This window comes from Maribacter sp. IgM3_T14_3 (genome assembly GCF_049603095.1).
GTDB lineage: Bacteria > Bacteroidota > Bacteroidia > Flavobacteriales > Flavobacteriaceae > Maribacter.
Genome location: NZ_CP187138.1, coordinates 1,880,223 through 1,900,102, shown reverse-complemented (window position 1 = coordinate 1,900,102; position 19,880 = coordinate 1,880,223). Strand labels below are relative to the sequence as shown.

Genomic DNA, 19,880 nt, shown 5'->3' with positions numbered 1-19,880 from the left:
AACAGAAACATTAAAACCACAAATATGAATACACAAACGTTAGAGCAGATGAAACAATTAATGCTACATGGAATGCTCAGAGCCTTTGATACCAGTTTATCACCACAGAGCATCGATTACACCAATGATGAGCTAATCGCTTATCTAATGCAGTCTGAATGGGATGATAGGCAGAACAGAAAGATAGAACGCTTGACTAAAACCGCTCGTTTTAGGTATAGTGCTGTTATGGAGAATATTGATTATGGCCTGGATCGTAATATCGACAAAAACCAGATAAACCGTTTTGCCAGTTGCGACTTTATAAAGCAGAAAGAAAACATACTCATAACAGGAAGTACTGGTGCAGGTAAAAGTTATATGGCTTCTGCCATAGGCCACCAAGCTTGTTCCTTGGGATATAAGGTCATGTACTTCAATACCACCAAACTATTTACCATGCTCAAAACATCAAAAGCAGATGGATCTTATGTAAAGCAAATAAACAGACTAGAAAAGCAAGACCTGCTCATACTTGACGACTTTGGCTTAAAAGGCTTGGACAACATCAATAGACACTCCTTTATGGAAATCATAGAAGACAGACATGGAAAAAAGTCAACTATAATAGCTTCTCAGCTACCCGTAGAGGCATGGCATGAAATTATAGGTGAACAGACTATTGCGGATGCGATATTAGATAGACTGGTACACACAGCTCACAGAATCAATATCAAAGGAGAATCAATGCGTAAAAAACTAAAAAATAAACAGTAAATTTAACCACAATGGAATCGATTTTGAGCACTTAGTTTGCTATGCTCACTTTCATCCGGCGCACGTGGTTCACTTTGACCGGCTCATCCACAATGACCCCAATGGTATATGGAACTTCTGTTTTAATTACCGCCAAGGTTCTACTTAGTAGCTTTCTAGCTACTTTGACAATGATACTTTTTACGTTCTTGCCTTGATGTTTACGATAGTAGGCCTGCATTACGGGGTCTGCACGTATCGCTTGCCAAGATGCCTCTACAAAATAACTTCTCAATAAGCGGTTTGCACGTGGGGTCATTCCCATTGTCCTTTGACTGTTTCCGCTTTGATACATACTTGGTGCCAGACCTACGTAACCTGCCAAATGTTTAATGTTGTTGAAACGTCTTAAATCCCCCAGTTCACATAATATGCCACAGGCCACGATACCTCCGATACCAGGTATACTTCTCAGTAATAGATAATCCTTCTTATAATTCACTTTACAGTACCTTCTTAGCTGTGTGGACACATCGCGAAGCTCTTGGTCCACAAAACGGAAGAAACGCATTCTACTCTCTAATGTGGCCTTCGCCGTTGGGTACTCGAAAATGATATCATCCAACCAATTTCTGTACTTATGGCTCCAATGGTCATTGTCGAACTCTTCAGGTTCCCTGATTCCGAAATACAACAATTGCATCTTTATATAGCTCTTGACCCTTCTGAAATCCTTTACAAGGTCATTTCTGCGTCTGAACAGACTACGAAGTTCTTCACGTTTCCTGTCCGGCACTATGATACTCTGCAATCGGTTATCCTTCAACTCTCTCGCTATCAACTGCGCATCTATCTTATCGGTCTTGGTATGTTTCTCTTTGCCCTTTCTATGAATGTCTGCTGTATTGACTACCAGACTTCGCCAACCGTAACCCTCAAAACAACGATGAGCGTGGTAACCGCAACAACCAGCTTCATAAGCTACGGTAACTTCATACTTCTTGAAATGTTTTGAAACATAACTATGTAATTGCTTTGGGTCGGGCGACATACTGAAAGACTTACCGGCGAACAGATCTGTTGCACAATGTACTTTCCAACTTCGTTTGTGAATATCGATACCAATGTATAACTTCGGGCAAGCAGTTTGTTGAGTGTTCATATCTTATTGTTTTAGAGAACTTTAAAGATACTCGACTTGCTGCTTTTTCATCGATGCTATAAACAATATGGGATTCAGGCTTAATCGAAAGGTTTGTGTATTTTTATAAAGTCCGCAAAATTTTTAGATTTTGCTTTAACACTGGAAAAGAAAAAACAAAACAAAAAGATTTTGCTATGTGTGTGGCTGGAAGTAATCGCTAGTTTACTCCCATACTGTTCATAGCTAAATCGTTAGCAAATATTTAAAACCATCAATAAATTATGAAGAACAAATACTTAGTTTTTATTTTTTTAATAATACTCTCTAGCTGTAGAACGGAAATTAGTAAGGACAATTTACAAGGGACATGGACTATTACCAATTACGAGTCTAGTAAACCAAATTCATCTCTATTAGAAATAAAAAAAGCAGACGAAATGCTCAATAAATATACCTTTAAAGTAGATAATACCTTAGAGATTCTGTCAAAAAGAACGGGAAAAATAACCAATGCGAATTGGGAACTAAAACCTGAAATCAATAAATTAACTTTAAGTAATAATCCTAAAGAATTTATTATTCTGAATTTAACAAATAACAAAATGCTTTTACTACAGGATTTTGCTACAATTGGTAGGTTTACAATTACTTTAGAAAAAGACAAATGAATAAAATTGGTTTAATAATACGTGACTTTGTAGTATTTTCTATAATAATATTTATTACTAAAATTATTTTAAGTGAACTACGATATGAGATTAACGTAACAAGGAATACTGTAGAAATTATCGCTGTCGGATTTATGTTCGCTTCGACAATGATATTTACTTTTTTTACAAACAAAAAATATTTACTCTCTATACTTTATGGGCTAATAATATTCGTAATTATTTTGTTCCTCTCTGACCGTAGAATTTTCCCAAACTATTGGTTTTTAATGTTGTTAATAGGAGCTGTTTCATTTATTTTTCATCAAATTAAAACACATAAACAAGAAAATTCTTTAACAAAAAACATTGACAAAATAGACCTTTCATCTTACCATAAGCTGGGAGATTTTAAGACATCAATTAATCCGAACTTATTTGAGCTAAAAAAAGAATTAAATGTTGAAAAAGGTTCATACAAAAAGTTTAAGCCAATACTTCTTCACAAAGCGATAAATGATAACAACGATATAGTTCTTAACTATTCTAACAAGGATGACTTGAATTTTGTATTGTTAATCTCGACTAACGTCAAATTTAGTTATTGAAAATCAGGATGTTGAAAAATCGAGATCTTCTGGTTTTATGTCAAATTTATTGATTTGTTTTTTAATTCTTTTGACGAGTCCCATTTTTCTTTTTTGATCTAGGAATAAATAGTCAGTAGGTGGTTGATAGGCTTGTTTTTTTGTGACCATATTCCAAATGATAACAGCCAGTTTTCTAGCGGTTGCACTCACGGCTACTTGTCTTCCTTTTTTGAAAGCGATTTTTCTAAAGAAATTGGATAAATGAGTGTCTTTTAGATTTCCGATTGCATTTGCAGCTTGCCTGAGTGCTGTTTTTATTCGATTACTTCCTTTTGGTGTGCGATGACTTAATACTTTTCCTCCAGATATTTTATTATTCGGTGCAAGTCGCATCCAAGAGGTGAAATGTTTTGCAGTAGGGAATTTATTAAATCCTTCAGAACCAATTTCGCTAATTATAGTGAGTACTGTTGCGTGGCTTAGACCTTCTATTTGCATTAGGTCTATGCCTCCAAAATATTGAAAAGCCAATTGGTTTAACTCAATTTTTGGGGCATTTTTATTTATGCGCTTATAAGGTTTTGCTTTGGTTTTTAGTTTTTTTTTAATCGGGTCAAGATTGATTTGTTTTTTAAGGAACCTGTCAATTTGTTTATCACAATCTGCTATTTTCTTTTGATAAAATTGGTAGCTTTCAAATTCTTGTTTGAGTCCAAAAAGAAAGTCCTGTCTGTTATTGCCTTTTAGAGCCTTGGCAATTTCTTCTTCTGATTTTCGACAATTATAGTGCCTGTGTTTCGCTAAAGAATTTGGGTCTAAATTTCCTTTGCAGATGTCTTCAATAATTTTCAGCCCGGTAAGCCCACATACATCCTTTACTACTACGTCTAAACGCATATTAAGTAGTTTTAGGTACTTCTGCATTTTGTTGGAAGCTTCGGCAGCTAATTGTAACCAGTTTGTTCTTTGTCTGCAATAGGTTCTTAGGATTTCCGTAGTTTCATCTGGTAAAAAGCTACTACTCAATAGTCCAAGAGCGTGTAGTTTTTGTATCCATCGTGCATCTTTTACGTCAGTTTTTTTGCCTTTGGCATTTTTAGTAAATTTTCCATTGGCAAGAATAATGTCAAATCCATTTTTAGCGAGTTCAGCATATAAGTTCTGCCAGTAACTTCCAGTAGATTCCATAGCAACAGAGTTGATGCCATTCCCTAAAAGCCAATTACAGATGTCCTGAAGGTCTTCTGCATACACTCCAAATTCTTTTACATCACTGAGGTCTTGTCCAATGGCGACAAAGTGACTTCTACTTCCCACATCAATTCCAGCACAGTGAAGATTGATGATGTCCAGTTCCATTTTTTTGTTCATACCAAAATTATTTAGGTTTATAAAAATGGCTCAAAAGAAGTACTGTATAAATTCTAAAATATCTCGATCGGACTTGCATAAGATGCAGTACCACTGGAATTATCACATCAAACTCAACCTAAAGGCAAGAATGATAGTACTTCAATCAGAATGTTGACCGAGTTTACCCAAAAGGTAACACCAGTTGAAAAATCGACCTTGTAGTGAGCCTATATAAAAATAAAAAAAAGATAGGATTTTGCGATTCGTTAGCTCGAGGAATTAATCGGATTCTGATGTGGGGAATAATGAATAACGGAAAAGTATATGTTAATCATAAGAAAAATAAAAAATATAGTAACAAAATAAACTCTTCAATAATTCAACACCTAAAAAACATTTGCTAACACAACCTAAACGTAATGCGGACTTTAAGGCAAAACCGAAAGGTCTGTGTATATTTATAATGTCGCTAAATCTTATGGATTTAGCTTTGAACAAAAAAAATAAAACTAAACAATAAGCTTTAGCTTCGTGCGCTGACGGAAACGAAAAGTCTCCTTGCCTCCGCACTACGCTTAGGTACTGTGTTGAAAAACAAGTTTTTTCTTTAATAATTTAGGAAACAGGTTGATTTATCAAACTGTTATCCCGCGCAGCAAGAGCTTCATGCTTTTGCTGCTTTTTTATTTCAAATTTAGCATCATAATTTTCTTCGTTCTTCCATAAGGTGTACATTAAGATCAATAGTTTTCTCTGCACCGCTACAAGTGCCACCAACGGCTTTGCCTTGTTCGGCTTCAGTCTATTGTAGAACTGTTTCAAAGTTGGGTTACAGCGTACACAGGTCATCGAGGGCATGTGCAGTACCGCCCTTATATGGCTGTTCCCTTTTTTACTGATCCTGGTCTTTCCCTTGAAGTTTCCCGATTCCCTCAATACCACATCATAACCGGCGTAGCTCGCCAATTGCTTGGCATTGACTATAGATTCGAAGCCCAACGTTTCTGCGATCACCGTAGCCGCCGATATAAACGATATACCAGGTATACTTATCAAATAATCCAGCTTCCTTTTCAATACTTCATTTTTAGAGATCAGAAGTCGCATATCTTCTTCGACAGCCGCTATCTGCGTGTTTAGAAGCTTTAATCTGATCTTGTGCCTTTTCAATGCCCTTGCATTACTATGAACGCTCGATGCGATAGCTCCTTGTCGATTGGTCTCCATCGTTCTATCGTTCAACAATGAACTACGTTCCCTGCTCAGTCCTTTTAGCTCCTGCAACTCCTCACTGGGCGGGTGCCATAGTCGAATGTTCCTTTCCAGACCTAACATACTTAGCATTCTACTGTCGAGTGCATCCGTTTTGGAACGTTGGTCCAAACTCTGCGCATAGCGCTTTACACGACCGGATTGCATTACACAAACGCTATAGCCCTGCTCGTACAGAAAATGCGCAATACCTTGATGGTAAACGCCCGTGGCTTCCATCACCACCAACAATTCCACATCGGGATCGACAGATGCCTTCAGCCATTTCAAGAGTACCTTATAACCCATTATATCATTGGATACATCGGGATGGGACTCGAATTCCTTAACTAAATTTTCATTTAGGGAACCTAGTGATAATGACAAGTTCAATTTTGAAACATCGATGCCAAGACTCTGTTTTAAATACTTTTCCATTTCTTCGGTTTTTAAGCTGTAATTCTCTTTATCATCTTTGCTCGCACTTGATTCGATCTCTATCCAAAGGACCTAGGTACTGTTCAGATTCCAAGAAAATTATAGAAGGGAGGTCTCTCTAAAAAACGATATCACCCTAAAGTGTATCTAGCCCAAAAGCCATTATCCCTTCTAGTTAAGCTTATTATTGATTATCTAAAATAATGCTTTAATAAATCAGTTCAGGAAGAGCGTAAACCTAAGCGACGATATCTCTATTTAGTATCTAGCCCAACCACGAAATCACCCTTCCTTTAAACTAATTTATCATTCAGAATATATTATCTTCAAACTTAGAACCAAACATACGAGCCCAGCCGTCAGACTGCGCAAAAACCTACCCTTTCTTAATAACTTTGTTGATTTCCTTTAGCACGGCCAATACCATAACGTATTGATATTGATTATCTTAATGGTATGGATTTTATAACAGGTTTTGACAGGGACCAACTCGTAATGATGGATTTCGAATCCTGCCTGGGTCCCGATTCGTGGGCAAGGATCGTCGATATGTTCGTGGATATCCTCCCAATGGGCGACCTGGGGTTCAGGGACGTGCTGAACAACGAGGGCAGGCCACCATATCGTTCCTCGGACATGCTCAAACTCTATCTCTACGGCTACAAGAACAAACTGCGCTCCTCCCGCCAATTGGAACATGCCTGCAAGGTAAACCTCGAGGTCATATGGCTCCTGAAGGGACTAAGGCCGTCCGCAAGGAAAATAGCCTATTTCAGAAAGCGTAACCCAAAAGCCTTCAAAGGGGCATTCAGGTATTTTGTGGTGCTGCTCAAGGATTGGGAACTAATCGAAGGCGAGACCATTGCCATCGACTCCTTCAAGATAAGGGCCCAGAACGCCCTGAAGAACAACTTCAACCAGAACAAGATCGACCGCCATATCGAGTACATAGACAACAAGATACTGGAATACCAACAACAACTTGATGCCGAGGACGGAGATTCGGATACCGAAAAAATACAGGACAAAATTGCCTACCAGGAATCGAAGAAGGAAAGATACCGCAACATCGGGGAAGAGCTGCGCACCAGTGGGGAACGACAGATCAGCCTTACCGATCCCGATGCCAGATCGGTAGTACTGCACCGCAACATAATCAATGTGGGCTATAACGTGCAGGCAGGGTGTGATGCAAAATACAAACTCTTCGTCAACAACGACACGGGCACCGTAAACGATACACACGCACTTTCGCCCATGGCACTCGATGCAAAGCAACTTTTGGGCGTGGAAAAAATGAGGACACTTACCGATAAAGGGTACACCACGGGCAAACACCTGGACATCTGCACCAAGAACGGGATAACAACTTACTCATCCCCAAAGGAGCATTCTTCCCAACACAACGGCCTTTATCCCATGGTCGATTTTAAATACGACAGGGAAATGGATACCTATACCTGTCCCGACGGACAGATATTGGTGACCAATGGAACCGTTTACAATAAGGCGGGCCACAAGGTCAAGCATTACAAGAACCGACAGGCCTGCAAGGTCTGCCCCGTAAGGCACCTTTGTACCACGAACAAGAACGGACGCTTCATAGAGCGCTCCATTTATCAGGAGGCCTTGGAGGAAAACCAGAAAAGAGTGGAGGAAAATCCGGAATATTATAGGCTCAGGCAACAGATCACCGAGCACCAGTTCGGGACCATCAAAAGACAATGGGGCTTCACCCATACATTGATGAAAGGAAAACAGAACGTGCTCTCCGAGGTAAACCTGATCATGATATGCTACAACCTTAGCAGACTTGTGTCCATTCTTGACCCAAAAGTGTTGAAGGACAGGCTCAAAAGGCTTGTCGACATATTTTTTGCCCTATTCGGAGCCATTTCAGCCATTTTGGGCGACTTTCCTTTTCTTGGAAATTTAGTTTACCACAAAAGAACCGGCTATAAAACCTTCGCTTAGGGTCCTATAAATCAAAACAAATCATTTATTTTTATTCGAAATGGAGTTGCTGCGCAAACTCCCGTTGCCAACAATTATGAAAAACATCCTACTAACAACAATATTGGTATTTATTTGCAACTCTGTTTTCTCTCAAAACTTGCTTGACAACAAATATTATTTTGTGAATGGAAATGAACTTTTTGGAATTAAAAAAAGTAACGATACAATCTTCGAATTTAAATGTAATCCGAATTTCAAATGTTCCACCAAATACCGAAAAAGATTCAAGATTTTAAAAAACAAAATAGTTGGTCAGAAAGAAATCCTTGCGATAGAAAGAATTGATTCAATTCCACTAACGACAAACCCAATTCCAGCCAATCGTTATAAAATAATCGGATTTAAAAAAATTGAGAAAGGCAAACTTAAATTCATAAATGAGGCTAAATCATATACTCTTGACTCGCTTTCTGCAATTCCATTTGAAATTCAGTTTTTAAATGACAAATTCGGATTTACTTACTATACGGAATCCTTTTTGACCGGGTTAAAAACTGAATATGAAATTAGTTCTGAATTTGCCGAACAAATTTTCTCGGATTTAAAGAACAATATTGAGCAATTGGAACTTTATAAAAAAACAAAAACTGGAGATATTTACAGAAGCGGAATTACAGCGGAATTAATAGCGACGGAAATGATAAAATTAAATTTAAGTCCATTAAACGCAAAAGACCGAATTGAAAAAGCGTTGAGAAAATAACTGTTGGCAATAACTAAGCATATGGCGCGCCGATAGGCTAGCGCTATATGACTTGTTGACTGATCCGGGGATTGTAAATAAGGGGTAATTCGTGAAGTTTGTCTAGACCTTGGCAAGGAAGCAGGTCATTGTTATATGGTGCTACAGTTTTCTTTTTTGCAGAAAACCACATAATGAAGAAATTTTTGCTGTAAAACCCATACTCCTTTTGAGTATTTGCGTGGTTTTACCTGTTTTTCCTTCGTTTTGGGCAGTAGTATGCTAGGGCACTTTTCAGCACCATTCTTACACATTGAATTTCAATAGTTTACGTTTTATGGTCTTTTGGTAATCCTGTGGTGGGCCACGGCTATCAAAGGTTAAAAGGGTGATTAATTCCCCTTTTTTACAGCTAGGGCAAATCCTGTGCAGCGATTTCTCTGGTCTTACAAGTGTTTCAATATGTAATAAATCCTTATCCGCTACTTGCAGTTGTAAGAGCGTTAGTTTCTCCTTTTTCCAACTACTACTCAAAAACCCATAATGGCGTATTCGGGTAAATCCTTTAGGGAGTATATGGAGTTGAAAACGCCGTATAAATTCCTTGTTCGTGAGGGTCATTGTTGTTTTTTGGCCACCTTTACGATAGTCTTTTAAGCTAAAAGTTACTTCGCTTTTTTCATTATTGATATTCAATATTCGGTGGTTGCTAATCGCTATTTTATGCGTGTACCTACCCAAATATTCAATGACATGTTCCGGCCTTCCAAAAGGAGGCTTGGCATAGACCACCCACTCGTTTTTGAATAGTGTATCATATAAGGATTGCGGTAATTCTGGTAATGCCTTGCGTAATTTTGCCACAAAAAGTCCTCGGTATTTTTTGCTTATTGCTTTTACCGAAAACAGAAAATTATCCTTCCCTTTTCCCTTTTTCCAAAACCCAGCTTTTGAGACCCCTCCCTTGGGTACTATGCAATGTAAATGTGGGTGCAATTGTAAATTCTGTCCCCAGGTGTGCAAGACAGCTATCATACCCAATTTTGCGCCCAGATGCTTGGGATTGTTCCCAAAGGCAGTGAGTGTTTCCCAAACGGTATCAAACAAAATCTTATACAATACCTGAGGGTTGCGCAGTGCCACAGGATTAAGACTGTCTGGTAATGTGAAGACTACATGAAAATAGGGCACAGCAAGAAGCTCTTGCGATCTGGCTGCTATCCACTCTTGCTGCTTATGACCTTGGCAGGTAGGACAATGCCTGTTGCGACAAGAATTAAATTGTAAATGCAGCTTGTTACACTCCATACACCAGTCTAAATGTCCGCCAAGGGCTTTAGTACGACATTTACGTATGGCGTGCAGCCCTCGCGCGTTCCAACTATTATGAGTAATATCCTGCAGATGGTCTACTTCTAAATTCAGCACATCTGCCACCTTATATGTAGGATGCACTAGGGTGTAAATAAAGTATCTAGTGGACTAAACTTCATAGAGCTACCCATATTGGACACCTGTAAATACACAATGGTAGTTTCAATATGAGCGTGGCCTAGCAGTTCCTTTAGACTCATGATATTCATCCCATCTTCCAGTAAGTGGGTCGCATAGGAATGGCGAAGGGTATGTGCGGTAAATTTCTTTTGGGTGTTTACTTTAGAGCGGCATTCCTTGATAACCCATTGGATGCCCCTTGTGGTAAGAGGGCCTGCCTCCCCGTCTTTGGTAACCTGACTATTGAAAACATATTTTACGGGGTTTTCTGTCCTGAAATACGTTTTCAGGCCACGGGCAAGGTGGGGACTCAAGGGAAGATAACGGTCTACCTTTCCTTTTTGTTTTTTCACAAACACAGTCTTTCTATCAAAATCTATATCTGCTTGTAAGAGATTACAGAGTTCATAGCTGCGCAGACCACAGCCGTAGAGCATCGCTAATATCAAACGATGTTTTAAGTATTTGGGAGCCTTTAATAATTCACGAACCTCTTTTTTGTTAAGTACCAAAGGAAGGTCTTTCTGTCTTTTTATCTGTGGAAGTCTGATGCGTTTTTTATCCATCCCCATAACCTTATAGGCAGCACGAAGCCCATAGATGGTATGTTTAAAAAAGCTCTCCGAAGGGGTCTTGTGCAGGTTCTGGCAATGGTAGAGATAGTCGTTTATTTGCTCCTCATTAAGGGCCTCTGGACTACATTTGTAATAAATGGCCAGGTGTGCAAGACAGCGCAGGTAGTTGCGCAGTGTACTGATAGCTTTACCATTAATGGCAAAACTCTTTTCTAAAGTAAGGGCTAGTTCTTTAAATCTGGGGACTTCTGATAAGGCGACCTCTAAAATCGTCTTTGACTTTTTTTAAATACATCATGCTAAGATTTTAATGAACTCATTAAGATAATGTATTTTTATAATCAAACTAAAAGCTTCCGAGGCACGAGGATTAGTTCAACACGGTGTATAAAACATAGCTAGTAAGTACTTAATCGAAAGGTTTGTCTATATTTCCGAAGACCGCCAAATTTTTAAATTTGGCATTTATAGTAGAAAAGATAAAAGCAAAATATTTATATTTAGCTAAGTAATAAACCGAAACGAAAGTGCTAATCACCTGCCCTACGTTTCTTAGTGTGCCAAGAAGCAGTCATGGTAATAAACTGTGCTGCATGCTGTAATTAAGATGATGGTAGATCCATCAGAGTCGTTGTATAGGCGATGGCTCTAAACCACCTAAAGGTGCTTTGGTTAACAGCCTTGGTACTGAGCGTTTAGGAGAATCCAACCCACGAGGTTGGCAGGTATGAATAAAGGAGTTGAACGAAAGTGAACCACTGAAGAGGTGTCGAGAAGTAGGTACATCCAGTCAAAAGCTACGAAGTATGATACGGAGTTAAAACTAGTGTTTGAAAGAACATTAATCACAGGGGTAACCTATTTATTTTCTGTGGGGCTGGCGTCATTCAGGTGGCAAGAACTTTATTCGGGCTTAGTTATGGAACTTGGGAAGCTGCATATACGTGCTAAGGGAAATACACAATAGGCACAACCTAGAGGTAGAATACCAAAAGTATATGTAGTGGCGGACTCATTCGTAGTAGTGATGAAGTTTCTGTAATGGAAATGGAGCAAAGGGATGAGCTGGTTTAATACACAACCTGCCAACTTGAAAGAGGATGAGCTATCTTTGTGTATCAAGTCAGAAGAGCCGTATGATGGGAGACTATCACGTACGGTTCTGTGAGAGGCTTGGGGTGAAATTCCCCTTGTCTACTCGACGCCAGAACGTTGTAAAAAATGTAAAAAATGAAAACAAAGATTAGCACTAGTAAAAAAAGAGCATGGTTAATTGCTCTAGTAATTGTTATTATGGGTATATATTTTATTAGTACAGATAAACCGTTATATGCTTCTATCGCTTTTACTTCAGCTGGACTTATAGGGTTGTTTTCTATCTATCCTGAAATAGTAAAGGCTTTTAAAAAATAATATTCTTAATTGTAAAAGAAGTATTTAAAAATATAATGATCGCCGGCTAAATATATTCAGAGAATCAGTAGTTAGCTGGAATTTTAAACAGCACGCAGTTCGACATCTTACTCAAACGCAATCGGCAAGAAAAAAGGCTTTCCGATTTGTGGAGAGTTGCATTCAATCATTACGCTAGCTTGCCACTATCCGAATGATAGTTAGTAAGAAAAGCTTTTGTTACGTAATTAGAACGTCAGCAGCACAAAAAAACACTTTTTACAACAAAACCTAAACGTAATGCAGACTTTAAAGCAAAACCGAAAGGTCTGTGTATATTTATAAAGTCGCTAAATCTTATGGATTTAGCTTTGGAACAAAAAAAGAAAAAGCAAAACAATAAGCTTTAGCTTCGTGCTCAGACGGAAACGAAAAGTTTACTTGCCTCCGCACTACGCTTAGCTAAGACGTTGTAAGTAATATTAAAAAAATAAAAAATTGACCAACCAAGAAGCAGATTATTTAATGAAACTGGAAAAAGTCTTAGCTGACCCTCATCAGATAATTGACTTAAAAAACAAAAAGAATCGGCTGGAATTAGTCTCGCATCAAGACTCTGAAAGAAACTTTTGGGTGGAAATGACTTCTAACCAAAAAATTATACTTAAAACCTCTATTCATCATTTAGAAAGCAACACTTTTGTTAACCTTCTGCGAATAGATTTTAAAGGAACTCATCAGAATCCAACAGGAATTATGGATACTCTTCCAGAGTATCTAAAACCTTATGCTGGCAAATGGTTTGAACCAGAGGACCATCATATGCACGTATTTGTGGAGGGTTACAAACCTCTAGCTTGGGCGATTCCTTTAGTGGATACTGATTTTCCTATCAAAGAAATAAATGATGCTTCAGACTTGTCTGATTTAATAACTAATTTCGCAAGGTTAATAAATCTTAAATCTCTAATTAACGTTCAACAAGCAATATTGTGAATTGGGTTAACACATACGTAGATGATTATTATAAGTGGTTAAGAGAAAAAACTTTTATCCAGCAAGGTTCTACGACCGATTGGTTCGTAATTAACACTCCTTTTTTGGGGGCTTTTAATGACTCAATAGAGATATATGCTAGAAAGCAAGGGGACCAATTAACTTTGAGTGATAATGGAGAAACAATGGCTAATTTAGAGTTACAAGGTCTTCATATCCAAGGTTCAAAAAAGAGAAGGGATTTATTAGACTCTATTCTTCTAAGCTATGGTTTAACTTGTGTAAACAATGAAATTATTGTAGAAACAAATTTCGAGAATTTTTCTCAATCCAAACATAATTTTTTGCAAGCTATAATAGAAGTAAATGACCTTTACGTATTATCGAAAAATAACGTTGCCTCTATTTTCAAAGAAGACGTTAGAAATTATCTTGACTCCCAAGATATTATATATACTCCTGATTTCATCTCAAAAGGTGCAACTGGATTAGAATTTAATTTTGATTTTCAAATAGCTCAAAAAAGTAAAGAAATCGTAATTAAATCATTTAATACAGTCAACAAACAGAAACTATCCACTTTTCTATTCTCTTGGGAAGATATTAAACCTGTTCGAGAGAAATCGACAAAAAAAGATGTACGCGCAATTGCTGTTATAAATGATTCAGAGAAGCGTGTTAAAAATGAATTCCTTGATGCTTTAAAATCAAAGAACGCAAGTTATATTTTATGGTCAGAAAGAGATACTAGAGCTAATAAAGACCTTCTAGTCGCATAAAATACTACTTACAATAAACCTATAAACAATACGGGCTTAGGGCTTAAACGCTAAGGTTTGCGTGTTTTTATGAGGTCGCGAATTCTTTGGGATTTCGCTTTGACACAAAAAAGAAAAAACAAAACCAAAAGATTTCGCTACGTGCGTGGCGGAAAGCAAACGCTAGTTTGCTCCCGTGCTGTTCATAGCTCAGTCGTTGGACATAATTTAAAAAAAATCGTATTAAAAGTCAAAATCTAGGAAAACTTAATGAAAAAAATAAGAGAAATAACTGACTGGATTGAAAACAATTCGACTGAAATTATTCAGAATATCGACCAAGAAAGTGTCGATGTTTATAATTTTCTAAAAATCGAATTTAAGAAATCGAATGTTAATGAAAATTATCTATTCCAATTTGTTTTTAGGAGTTTTTACCGAATTGACAACGCTGGACTTACACCTGAATTTAAAAAAGAGTATTTTAAAATATTAGAACAAAATCGGAACGAAAAACAGTTTGACTTTGAAAAAGTATTACGCAGACTTTACTCGCTTCCAAACAGAAAAGGACAAAACACAGTGCAGTTTTCATTTGTAACAAAGATGTTTAATACAATTGACGACATAATGCCGATTTACGATAGCGAAGTTGCGAAAATGTTTTCTATGTCAAGACCATATCAATCGGAATTTGAAATTAAATTGGATAAGTATTTAGACCAACTTGACAAAATTCAAAATGGCTACGAGCAAATAATTAATCAAATTCTTTTACCAGAAACAATTGGCCTTTTTGACCAAATTTTTAAAGACAATAAGTTGTCCGAAATGAAAAAATTGGATTTTATATTTTGGTCTGCTGGAAAAATAAAAACGAAATTAACGAAAAAAGGAGATGACGGATTTCACACGATTGAGGAATTGGATGAAATTGACCGAAAAATAAAAACGAACGCACAACAAAGTACTAAGATAAAAAACAAACAAATTCTTCCTTAATCTGAGACACTAATATTATAGGCTCATACCTGCTAAAATTAGATTCTTTGAGCTTTTTTTATTATATGTATCAAGTCAAAGTACTTCACTCAACCTTAATCCTTATTTTTAGAAAATGAAAGAAGGCTTAATAAAAGATACATATGAACTAATTATAAAAGAAATACAAACTGTACTTACAGTGTGTTATCTGTTGGCAGTTGGTATAGGTATGATTTTCAACTATAAAAAGTATGCTGAATTCGGTATTAATATATTTGATTATGCAGATGTCTTTGACTTTTTGATTGCACCTTTTTCTGATTTTTATATTATCCTTTTTGCAGCGGCATCTACATTGTTTATTTCTATACTTTTCTACCTAGATTATGTATGGCTTAAAAAATGGCCTGAATCATATTCAAAAATGAATTTAGGTCGTGATAAAAAGAAGTGGTTTAAAGAATACAGAATTACTGTTATAGCAATAAGCTTTATAATTTACTTGTTTTTATCTGCGGGTTTTTATGGAAAATACACGAAGAAAAAAATAACCAATCAAAGAGATATTACTATTACTATGATTGATAATGAAATAAAGCAGGGTAAGTTAATTGGCAAGACTAAGGATATTATTTTCTTGTTAAATGATGAAGGTGTTTTTGCAATACCCCTTACTTCTGTAGTCATACAGATAAAAATTAAATAATGGGAATTTTCGATTTGTTTAAAAAAGGGAATAATAAGTCCGATATCTTAAACACGGACAACGGAATATTAGGACCAATATTTCTTAAAGGCTTTACTGAACATATTGACAATCCTAAAGACTTGCATTCACATGAATGGCGCAGAGAACTAAGGACTGCCACAGTGAACAGAAAATTCAAAATTAAATTCTACGGAGCGCTTCATGAGGATTATAGCAATCTTATTGTTGAGACAGATTTTGCACCTGCTTTAGTATATGCAGTTGATGTAGTTTCAGGTGAAGAAATACTGTTGTTTGATGGTTGTAAACACGGGTACAACTCTATGTTTTGCGATACTTTTACGCATGAACAAATTATCAATAGACCAGTAGAAAATCTGTATAAAGGCAGTAATGGCAATGAAGTTTTTGAAATTACCATAAGCACGTATAATGGTATTGATTATGAAGATGAGTTTAGGGAAGATGTGGATGAGCATGGGTTTTTAGAACTCATTGACGGCACTAAAGTAGAATTTGAGAGTGTAAAACGAAATGGTTATGACACATTACAAATATGGGCAACAAATGCCAATGGTGATACTGTTGAGGTTGTGTCTGAAGAACTAGCTTAAATAAATTCATCTTAATAGTAAACCATATACAATTTGATAAAAATAATAGAAGCATATTTAGCTAAGCTTTTTGAGTATAATAAGAAAAGCGCCCAGTATAGGGAGGATCTTAAAGCTAATCCTCATTTTAGGTCTATTGAAGAAATGAACAAAGAAGACCTAAAATCTAATGCTTTTGTCGCTCCAGAGCTAAAGAAAGGAGAAATAAGTGTGTGTATATCTCCAGATTTGGGAAATCAGATGCCTCTGGTTTTAGAAAAGTGGTATGTAAAAGTCGGTGATAGGGTAAAATCGGGTGATGTATTATGTGCAATTGGAAACGAAGCCGTTACCATGGAATTTGAAAGTTACTATGATGGCAAAATTATCTGGATCTGTGAAAAGAAAATAGCCTTGACCCCAGGTGATGTTTTTGGTAAAATTGAAGGTATTTGAATAAAACTACAATGAGCTTTTTTTTCTTTTACCAACATTGATGACCATAATCTAAACGTTCATTTTACAGCACCTGAAAAAATAGTACAGAATAGATAAAAGAAGTAAAACCTCAACTCATGAATACTACATTAGAAAAGAAGTACACATCAATTTGATACTACATTCACCATGAATTATAACAATAAAACATTTAGACCAGTATCTAATTCTGTTAACGGAGAAACATCTGCGGAGACGTTATTTAAATACAAACAAAAAGAAACTGTTTTAACTTCTACATACAGTGGCGGACAAATAGTAGAAGGTCATTTAATCGGTTTGGTAGCTTTAGATGGTACCATTGAAATGCGATATCATCAGGTCAATATACAGGGTGAATTAATGACAGGTATTTGTGTTTCAAAACCCGAAATTATGGAAAATGGAAAAATAAGACTCTATGAAACTTGGCGATGGACATCGGGCGACAAATCAAAAGGAACATCAGTATTAGAAGAAGTATGATACTTGAAGTCGCCATACTACATGTTAAGCCAAATTTACAAGGTAAGTTTGAAGCAGATTTTGCACTCGCTAGTGAATACATTCAGGCAATTGATGGATATTGTTCACATACCTTGCGTAAATGTATTGAGAATGATGGGCAATACATATTATTAGTAGATTGGATAGATGTAGAAAGTCATGAAATAGGCTTTCGAAAATCTAAAGGTTACATAAAATGGAAAGAATTATTACACGACTATTACGAACCTTTTCCATCGGTAAACCATTATGAAACGGTTTTTGAAAACAAATAATTATAATAATTTTTATTGAAAAAGTATCAAGAAAAAGACAGTCAAGCTATAACAATAGTTGTCTGTCTTTTTACTGTAATAATGGGTTATAATTCTTTACTCCTTCACCAACTCCTTGCTTAATTCCTCTAAAGAAACCCCTTTGGTTTCCGGCATTTTGGTAATTGCCCAAATAAGCTGCAATACCATCATAGCACAGAAGAAATAGTAGATATACCACACTTGATCTTTCAAAATACCTTGTGCGCTGTCTAAGAAAAACGGAGTAATCAATGTAATGATCGCTGCAAATACCCAATGTATACTAACACCCCAAGATTGTCCGTAGGCACGAACACTGTTGGGGAATATTTCTGAGATAAATACCCAAATTACGGCACCTTGCCCAATAGCATGAGAGGCAACAAATGTACAAATGAAGGTAAGGGTTAGGGTTGAGCCTAAATCCATCTGAAAACAGAGTCCCACCATAATCAAACTAATAATATAGCCAATAGATCCAATGATGATCAATTGTCGTCTTCCTAATTTATCTAACAACCGTATACCGATAAAAGTAAATACAAGGTTTACGGCACCGATGGCTATGGAATTAAATAGCGATTCTTTACCACCCAAGCCCGCCTGTTCTAATATTTCAGGAGCATAGTATAGTACAAAGTTAATACCAGATAGTTGATTGAAAAAGGCAATAAAAAAGGCGAGATAAAGCACTTTCGAATACTTCTTTTGAAAAAGACGTTCACTTTTGGTAGAATGCTTAAGGTCCGTTTTTATTTCTGCCAATTGCTGTGCAGCCTTTTCTTCTGGGTGTATGATCTCTAGTATTTTCAAGGCAGCGTCATCATCCTTTTTATGAAGAGCCAACCATCTTGGGCTTTCCGGTACGGTCAAAACCATGACTGTATATATTAATGCCGGTATGGCTTCTACGCCCAACATCCAACGCCAATCATTTATTCCGTCAAAACCTTTTAACAGCCAGTTAGAGACAAAGGCGATTAAAATACCGAATACCAACCAAAATTGATAAAGCCCTACCAGTTTACCACGATTTTCTTTTGAGGTAATCTCAGAAATATAAATAGGGGCGGCAACAGTTGAAATACCTACGCCGACACCACCAATAAAACGAAATGCAGAGAATGAATACGGATCTTGCGCCAATGCAGAACCTACGGCAGAAACCAAAAATAGAATACCGACCCAAAGTAAGGTCTTTTTACGACCTAGGTTTTTGGTAGGTATACCACCAAACAGAGAACCGAATACAGTACCCCAAAGTGCCATACTCATAATAAAAGTACCATGAAATAGCGGCGAAGTGTTCCAAAGTTGTTTAATAGGTTCGTTTGCTCCTGAAATTACTACGGTATCAAATCCGAATAAAAAACCTGCAAGTGCTACGGTAATTGACCAAACGATTATTTTGTTCATGGTTGAGTATTAAGTTGATGTTAAATATAATCAATGATAACCGTTAATTCTTAATCTAATAGGACAACAAAAAATTTAGAGAATTGCTAACTTGTGATATTATTAAAAATGGAACGATGAAAGATTTAAAAAATAAAGTAGCCTATATAACAGGAGGCACAAAAGGTATTGGTTTCGCTGTAGCACAAACACTGCTAGGGCAGGGTATGAGAGTGGCTATTAGCGGTAGATCACAGAGTAGTGTTGACCAGGCGCTAAAAGAATTAAATAATGATGCTGTTTTAGGTATTGTCTCTAATGTCGGCAAAATGGCAGATGAAAAAGCTGCCGTTGCAAAAATACTGGAGAAATGGGGTCAAGTAGATGTAGTCTTGGCAAATGCCGGAGTAGGTAATTTTGCACCTATCGATGAGATGACAGATGAAGAGTGGCATCAAATGATAGATACCAACTTAAACGGGGCTTTTCATTCACTAAAAGCATCTGTAGAAGCTTTAAAGAAGTCAAAAGGGTATTACATTACCTTGGCTAGTTTGGCTGGTACCAACTTCTTCGCAAACGGGGCAGGGTATAATGCCTCTAAATTCGGAGTAGTAGGTTTTACACAGGCGGCAATGTTAGATTTACGTAAGTATGATATAAAAGTATCTACGATCATGCCAGGTTCTGTGGCTACAAATTTTGGTCATACCGCCACGAGTGATGCCGATAAATGGAAAATTCAACCAGAAGATATCGGTGAGTTGGTGTTAGACTTATTGAAAATGAACGAAAGAACCTTACCTAGTAAAATTGAGGTAAGGCCTACAAGACCAGATAAGAAGTAA

The 19,880-nt window shown here is 36.8% G+C and carries 21 protein-coding genes; 15 read left to right on the top strand and 6 right to left on the bottom strand.

Translation table 11 applies throughout. From position 1 onward, the window contains the following. Positions 1-24 precede the first annotated feature (24 nt). Positions 25-756 (top strand): IS21-like element helper ATPase IstB, encoded by a 732-nt coding sequence (gene istB / locus ACPF9A_RS08535; protein ID WP_424003512.1) that lies wholly within the window; start codon positions 25-27, stop codon positions 754-756. Positions 757-787: 31 nt separating this feature from the next. Here the strand turns inward: istB and ACPF9A_RS08530 are convergent, their stop codons facing one another. Continuing rightward, the gene (locus tag ACPF9A_RS08530; RefSeq protein WP_424003510.1) at positions 788-1,897 is read right to left on the bottom strand and encodes an IS110 family transposase; all 1,110 of its coding nucleotides are present in this window, start codon (positions 1,895-1,897) and stop codon (positions 788-790) included. A gap of 263 nt (positions 1,898-2,160) precedes the next feature. Here ACPF9A_RS08530 and ACPF9A_RS08525 point away from each other — a divergent pair, with 263 nt between their 5' ends. Both ACPF9A_RS08525 and ACPF9A_RS08520 read left to right on the top strand, forming a co-directional pair. Next, the gene (locus tag ACPF9A_RS08525; RefSeq protein ID WP_424003508.1) at positions 2,161-2,547 is read left to right on the top strand and encodes a hypothetical protein; all 387 of its coding nucleotides are present in this window, start codon (positions 2,161-2,163) and stop codon (positions 2,545-2,547) included. After that, positions 2,544-3,134 (top strand): hypothetical protein, encoded by a 591-nt coding sequence (locus ACPF9A_RS08520; protein WP_424003506.1) that lies wholly within the window; start codon positions 2,544-2,546, stop codon positions 3,132-3,134. Before ACPF9A_RS08525 ends, ACPF9A_RS08520 begins: the two co-directional genes overlap by 4 nt. A gap of 3 nt (positions 3,135-3,137) precedes the next feature. Here ACPF9A_RS08520 and ACPF9A_RS08515 read toward each other — a convergent pair whose 3' ends face one another. Together ACPF9A_RS08515 and ACPF9A_RS08510 are read right to left on the bottom strand one after the other, a co-directional pair. After that, positions 3,138-4,487, bottom strand: a complete 1,350-nt coding sequence (locus tag ACPF9A_RS08515) for an IS110 family transposase (RefSeq protein WP_423997572.1) — start codon at positions 4,485-4,487, stop codon at positions 3,138-3,140. 597 nt (positions 4,488-5,084) lie between these two features. Next, a complete protein-coding gene (locus ACPF9A_RS08510) occupies positions 5,085-6,158 on the bottom strand; it encodes an IS110 family transposase (protein ID WP_423999762.1) in 1,074 nt (357 codons plus the stop codon). 456 nt (positions 6,159-6,614) lie between these two features. Between ACPF9A_RS08510 and ACPF9A_RS08505 the strand changes: the two genes are divergently transcribed. Then, complete coding sequence (locus ACPF9A_RS08505) at positions 6,615-8,132, top strand: IS1182 family transposase (RefSeq protein WP_423997090.1); 1,518 nt, start codon at positions 6,615-6,617, stop codon at positions 8,130-8,132. A 76-nt stretch (positions 8,133-8,208) separates the two neighbouring features. After that, positions 8,209-8,877 carry a hypothetical protein gene (locus ACPF9A_RS08500; protein WP_424003504.1) on the top strand — a complete coding sequence of 223 codons (669 nt, stop codon included), beginning with the start codon at positions 8,209-8,211 and terminating at the stop codon, positions 8,875-8,877. A gap of 285 nt (positions 8,878-9,162) precedes the next feature. On the opposite strand, the gene ACPF9A_RS08495 is transcribed toward ACPF9A_RS08500, so the two are convergent. Together ACPF9A_RS08495 and ACPF9A_RS08490 are read right to left on the bottom strand one after the other, a co-directional pair. After that, positions 9,163-10,311 carry an IS91 family transposase gene (locus ACPF9A_RS08495; RefSeq protein ID WP_424003502.1) on the bottom strand — a complete coding sequence of 383 codons (1,149 nt, stop codon included), beginning with the start codon at positions 10,309-10,311 and terminating at the stop codon, positions 9,163-9,165. Beyond that, positions 10,311-10,916 (bottom strand): tyrosine-type recombinase/integrase, encoded by a 606-nt coding sequence (locus tag ACPF9A_RS08490; protein WP_423997595.1) that lies wholly within the window; start codon positions 10,914-10,916, stop codon positions 10,311-10,313. Before ACPF9A_RS08490 ends, ACPF9A_RS08495 begins: the two co-directional genes overlap by 1 nt. A gap of 1,239 nt (positions 10,917-12,155) precedes the next feature. Between ACPF9A_RS08490 and ACPF9A_RS08485 the strand changes: the two genes are divergently transcribed. The 9 genes from ACPF9A_RS08485 to ACPF9A_RS08445 all read left to right on the top strand — a co-directional run bounded on the left by ACPF9A_RS08485 (position 12,156) and on the right by ACPF9A_RS08445 (position 17,616). Further along, entirely contained in the window at positions 12,156-12,338 is a 183-nt protein-coding gene (locus tag ACPF9A_RS08485) for a hypothetical protein (RefSeq protein ID WP_424003500.1), read from the top strand. 477 nt (positions 12,339-12,815) lie between these two features. Next, complete coding sequence (locus ACPF9A_RS08480) at positions 12,816-13,313, top strand: DUF6978 family protein (protein ID WP_424003498.1); 498 nt, start codon at positions 12,816-12,818, stop codon at positions 13,311-13,313. Then, positions 13,310-14,092, top strand: coding sequence for a DUF1828 domain-containing protein (locus ACPF9A_RS08475; protein WP_424003496.1), 783 nt, complete (start codon positions 13,310-13,312; stop codon positions 14,090-14,092). The genes ACPF9A_RS08480 and ACPF9A_RS08475 overlap by 4 nt, the downstream gene beginning before the upstream one ends. Positions 14,093-14,341: 249 nt before the next feature. Then, positions 14,342-15,073 carry a hypothetical protein gene (locus ACPF9A_RS08470; protein ID WP_424003494.1) on the top strand — a complete coding sequence of 244 codons (732 nt, stop codon included), beginning with the start codon at positions 14,342-14,344 and terminating at the stop codon, positions 15,071-15,073. Positions 15,074-15,188: 115 nt separating this feature from the next. Further along, on the top strand, positions 15,189-15,761 hold the full coding sequence (locus ACPF9A_RS08465) for a hypothetical protein (RefSeq protein WP_424003492.1): 573 nt from the start codon (positions 15,189-15,191) through the stop codon (positions 15,759-15,761). Then, a complete protein-coding gene (locus ACPF9A_RS08460; RefSeq protein ID WP_424003490.1) occupies positions 15,761-16,378 on the top strand; it encodes a hypothetical protein in 618 nt (205 codons plus the stop codon). The genes ACPF9A_RS08465 and ACPF9A_RS08460 overlap by 1 nt, the downstream gene beginning before the upstream one ends. Positions 16,379-16,411: 33 nt before the next feature. Then, positions 16,412-16,813: a biotin/lipoyl-containing protein gene (locus tag ACPF9A_RS08455; protein WP_424003488.1), complete on the top strand. Its 402-nt coding sequence runs from the start codon at positions 16,412-16,414 to the stop codon at positions 16,811-16,813. A gap of 171 nt (positions 16,814-16,984) precedes the next feature. Next, positions 16,985-17,320, top strand: coding sequence for a n-acetylglutamate synthase (locus ACPF9A_RS08450; protein WP_424003486.1), 336 nt, complete (start codon positions 16,985-16,987; stop codon positions 17,318-17,320). Next, entirely contained in the window at positions 17,317-17,616 is a 300-nt protein-coding gene (locus ACPF9A_RS08445) for an antibiotic biosynthesis monooxygenase family protein (protein WP_424003484.1), read from the top strand. Before ACPF9A_RS08450 ends, ACPF9A_RS08445 begins: the two co-directional genes overlap by 4 nt. Positions 17,617-17,712: 96 nt before the next feature. Here ACPF9A_RS08445 and ACPF9A_RS08440 read toward each other — a convergent pair whose 3' ends face one another. Continuing rightward, positions 17,713-19,053 (bottom strand): sugar porter family MFS transporter, encoded by a 1,341-nt coding sequence (locus tag ACPF9A_RS08440; RefSeq protein WP_424003482.1) that lies wholly within the window; start codon positions 19,051-19,053, stop codon positions 17,713-17,715. Between the two features lie 116 nt (positions 19,054-19,169). Between ACPF9A_RS08440 and ACPF9A_RS08435 the strand changes: the two genes are divergently transcribed. Then, positions 19,170-19,880 carry an SDR family oxidoreductase gene (locus ACPF9A_RS08435; protein WP_424003480.1) on the top strand — a complete coding sequence of 237 codons (711 nt, stop codon included), beginning with the start codon at positions 19,170-19,172 and terminating at the stop codon, positions 19,878-19,880.

Coding starts and splice junctions, on each gene's coding strand:
- istB (WP_424003512.1), top strand. CDS start 25: ATGAATACACAAACGTTAGAGCAGATGAAACAATTAATGCTACATGGA.
- ACPF9A_RS08530 (WP_424003510.1), bottom strand. CDS start 1,897: ATGAACACTCAACAAACTGCTTGCCCGAAGTTATACATTGGTATCGAT.
- ACPF9A_RS08525 (WP_424003508.1), top strand. CDS start 2,161: ATGAAGAACAAATACTTAGTTTTTATTTTTTTAATAATACTCTCTAGC.
- ACPF9A_RS08520 (WP_424003506.1), top strand. CDS start 2,544: ATGAATAAAATTGGTTTAATAATACGTGACTTTGTAGTATTTTCTATA.
- ACPF9A_RS08515 (WP_423997572.1), bottom strand. CDS start 4,487: ATGAACAAAAAAATGGAACTGGACATCATCAATCTTCACTGTGCTGGA.
- ACPF9A_RS08510 (WP_423999762.1), bottom strand. CDS start 6,158: ATGGAAAAGTATTTAAAACAGAGTCTTGGCATCGATGTTTCAAAATTG.
- ACPF9A_RS08505 (WP_423997090.1), top strand. CDS start 6,615: ATGGATTTTATAACAGGTTTTGACAGGGACCAACTCGTAATGATGGAT.
- ACPF9A_RS08500 (WP_424003504.1), top strand. CDS start 8,209: ATGAAAAACATCCTACTAACAACAATATTGGTATTTATTTGCAACTCT.
- ACPF9A_RS08490 (WP_423997595.1), bottom strand. CDS start 10,916: ATGGATAAAAAACGCATCAGACTTCCACAGATAAAAAGACAGAAAGAC.
- ACPF9A_RS08485 (WP_424003500.1), top strand. CDS start 12,156: ATGAAAACAAAGATTAGCACTAGTAAAAAAAGAGCATGGTTAATTGCT.
- ACPF9A_RS08470 (WP_424003494.1), top strand. CDS start 14,342: ATGAAAAAAATAAGAGAAATAACTGACTGGATTGAAAACAATTCGACT.
- ACPF9A_RS08465 (WP_424003492.1), top strand. CDS start 15,189: ATGAAAGAAGGCTTAATAAAAGATACATATGAACTAATTATAAAAGAA.
- ACPF9A_RS08460 (WP_424003490.1), top strand. CDS start 15,761: ATGGGAATTTTCGATTTGTTTAAAAAAGGGAATAATAAGTCCGATATC.
- ACPF9A_RS08450 (WP_424003486.1), top strand. CDS start 16,985: ATGAATTATAACAATAAAACATTTAGACCAGTATCTAATTCTGTTAAC.
- ACPF9A_RS08445 (WP_424003484.1), top strand. CDS start 17,317: ATGATACTTGAAGTCGCCATACTACATGTTAAGCCAAATTTACAAGGT.
- ACPF9A_RS08440 (WP_424003482.1), bottom strand. CDS start 19,053: ATGAACAAAATAATCGTTTGGTCAATTACCGTAGCACTTGCAGGTTTT.
- ACPF9A_RS08435 (WP_424003480.1), top strand. CDS start 19,170: ATGAAAGATTTAAAAAATAAAGTAGCCTATATAACAGGAGGCACAAAA.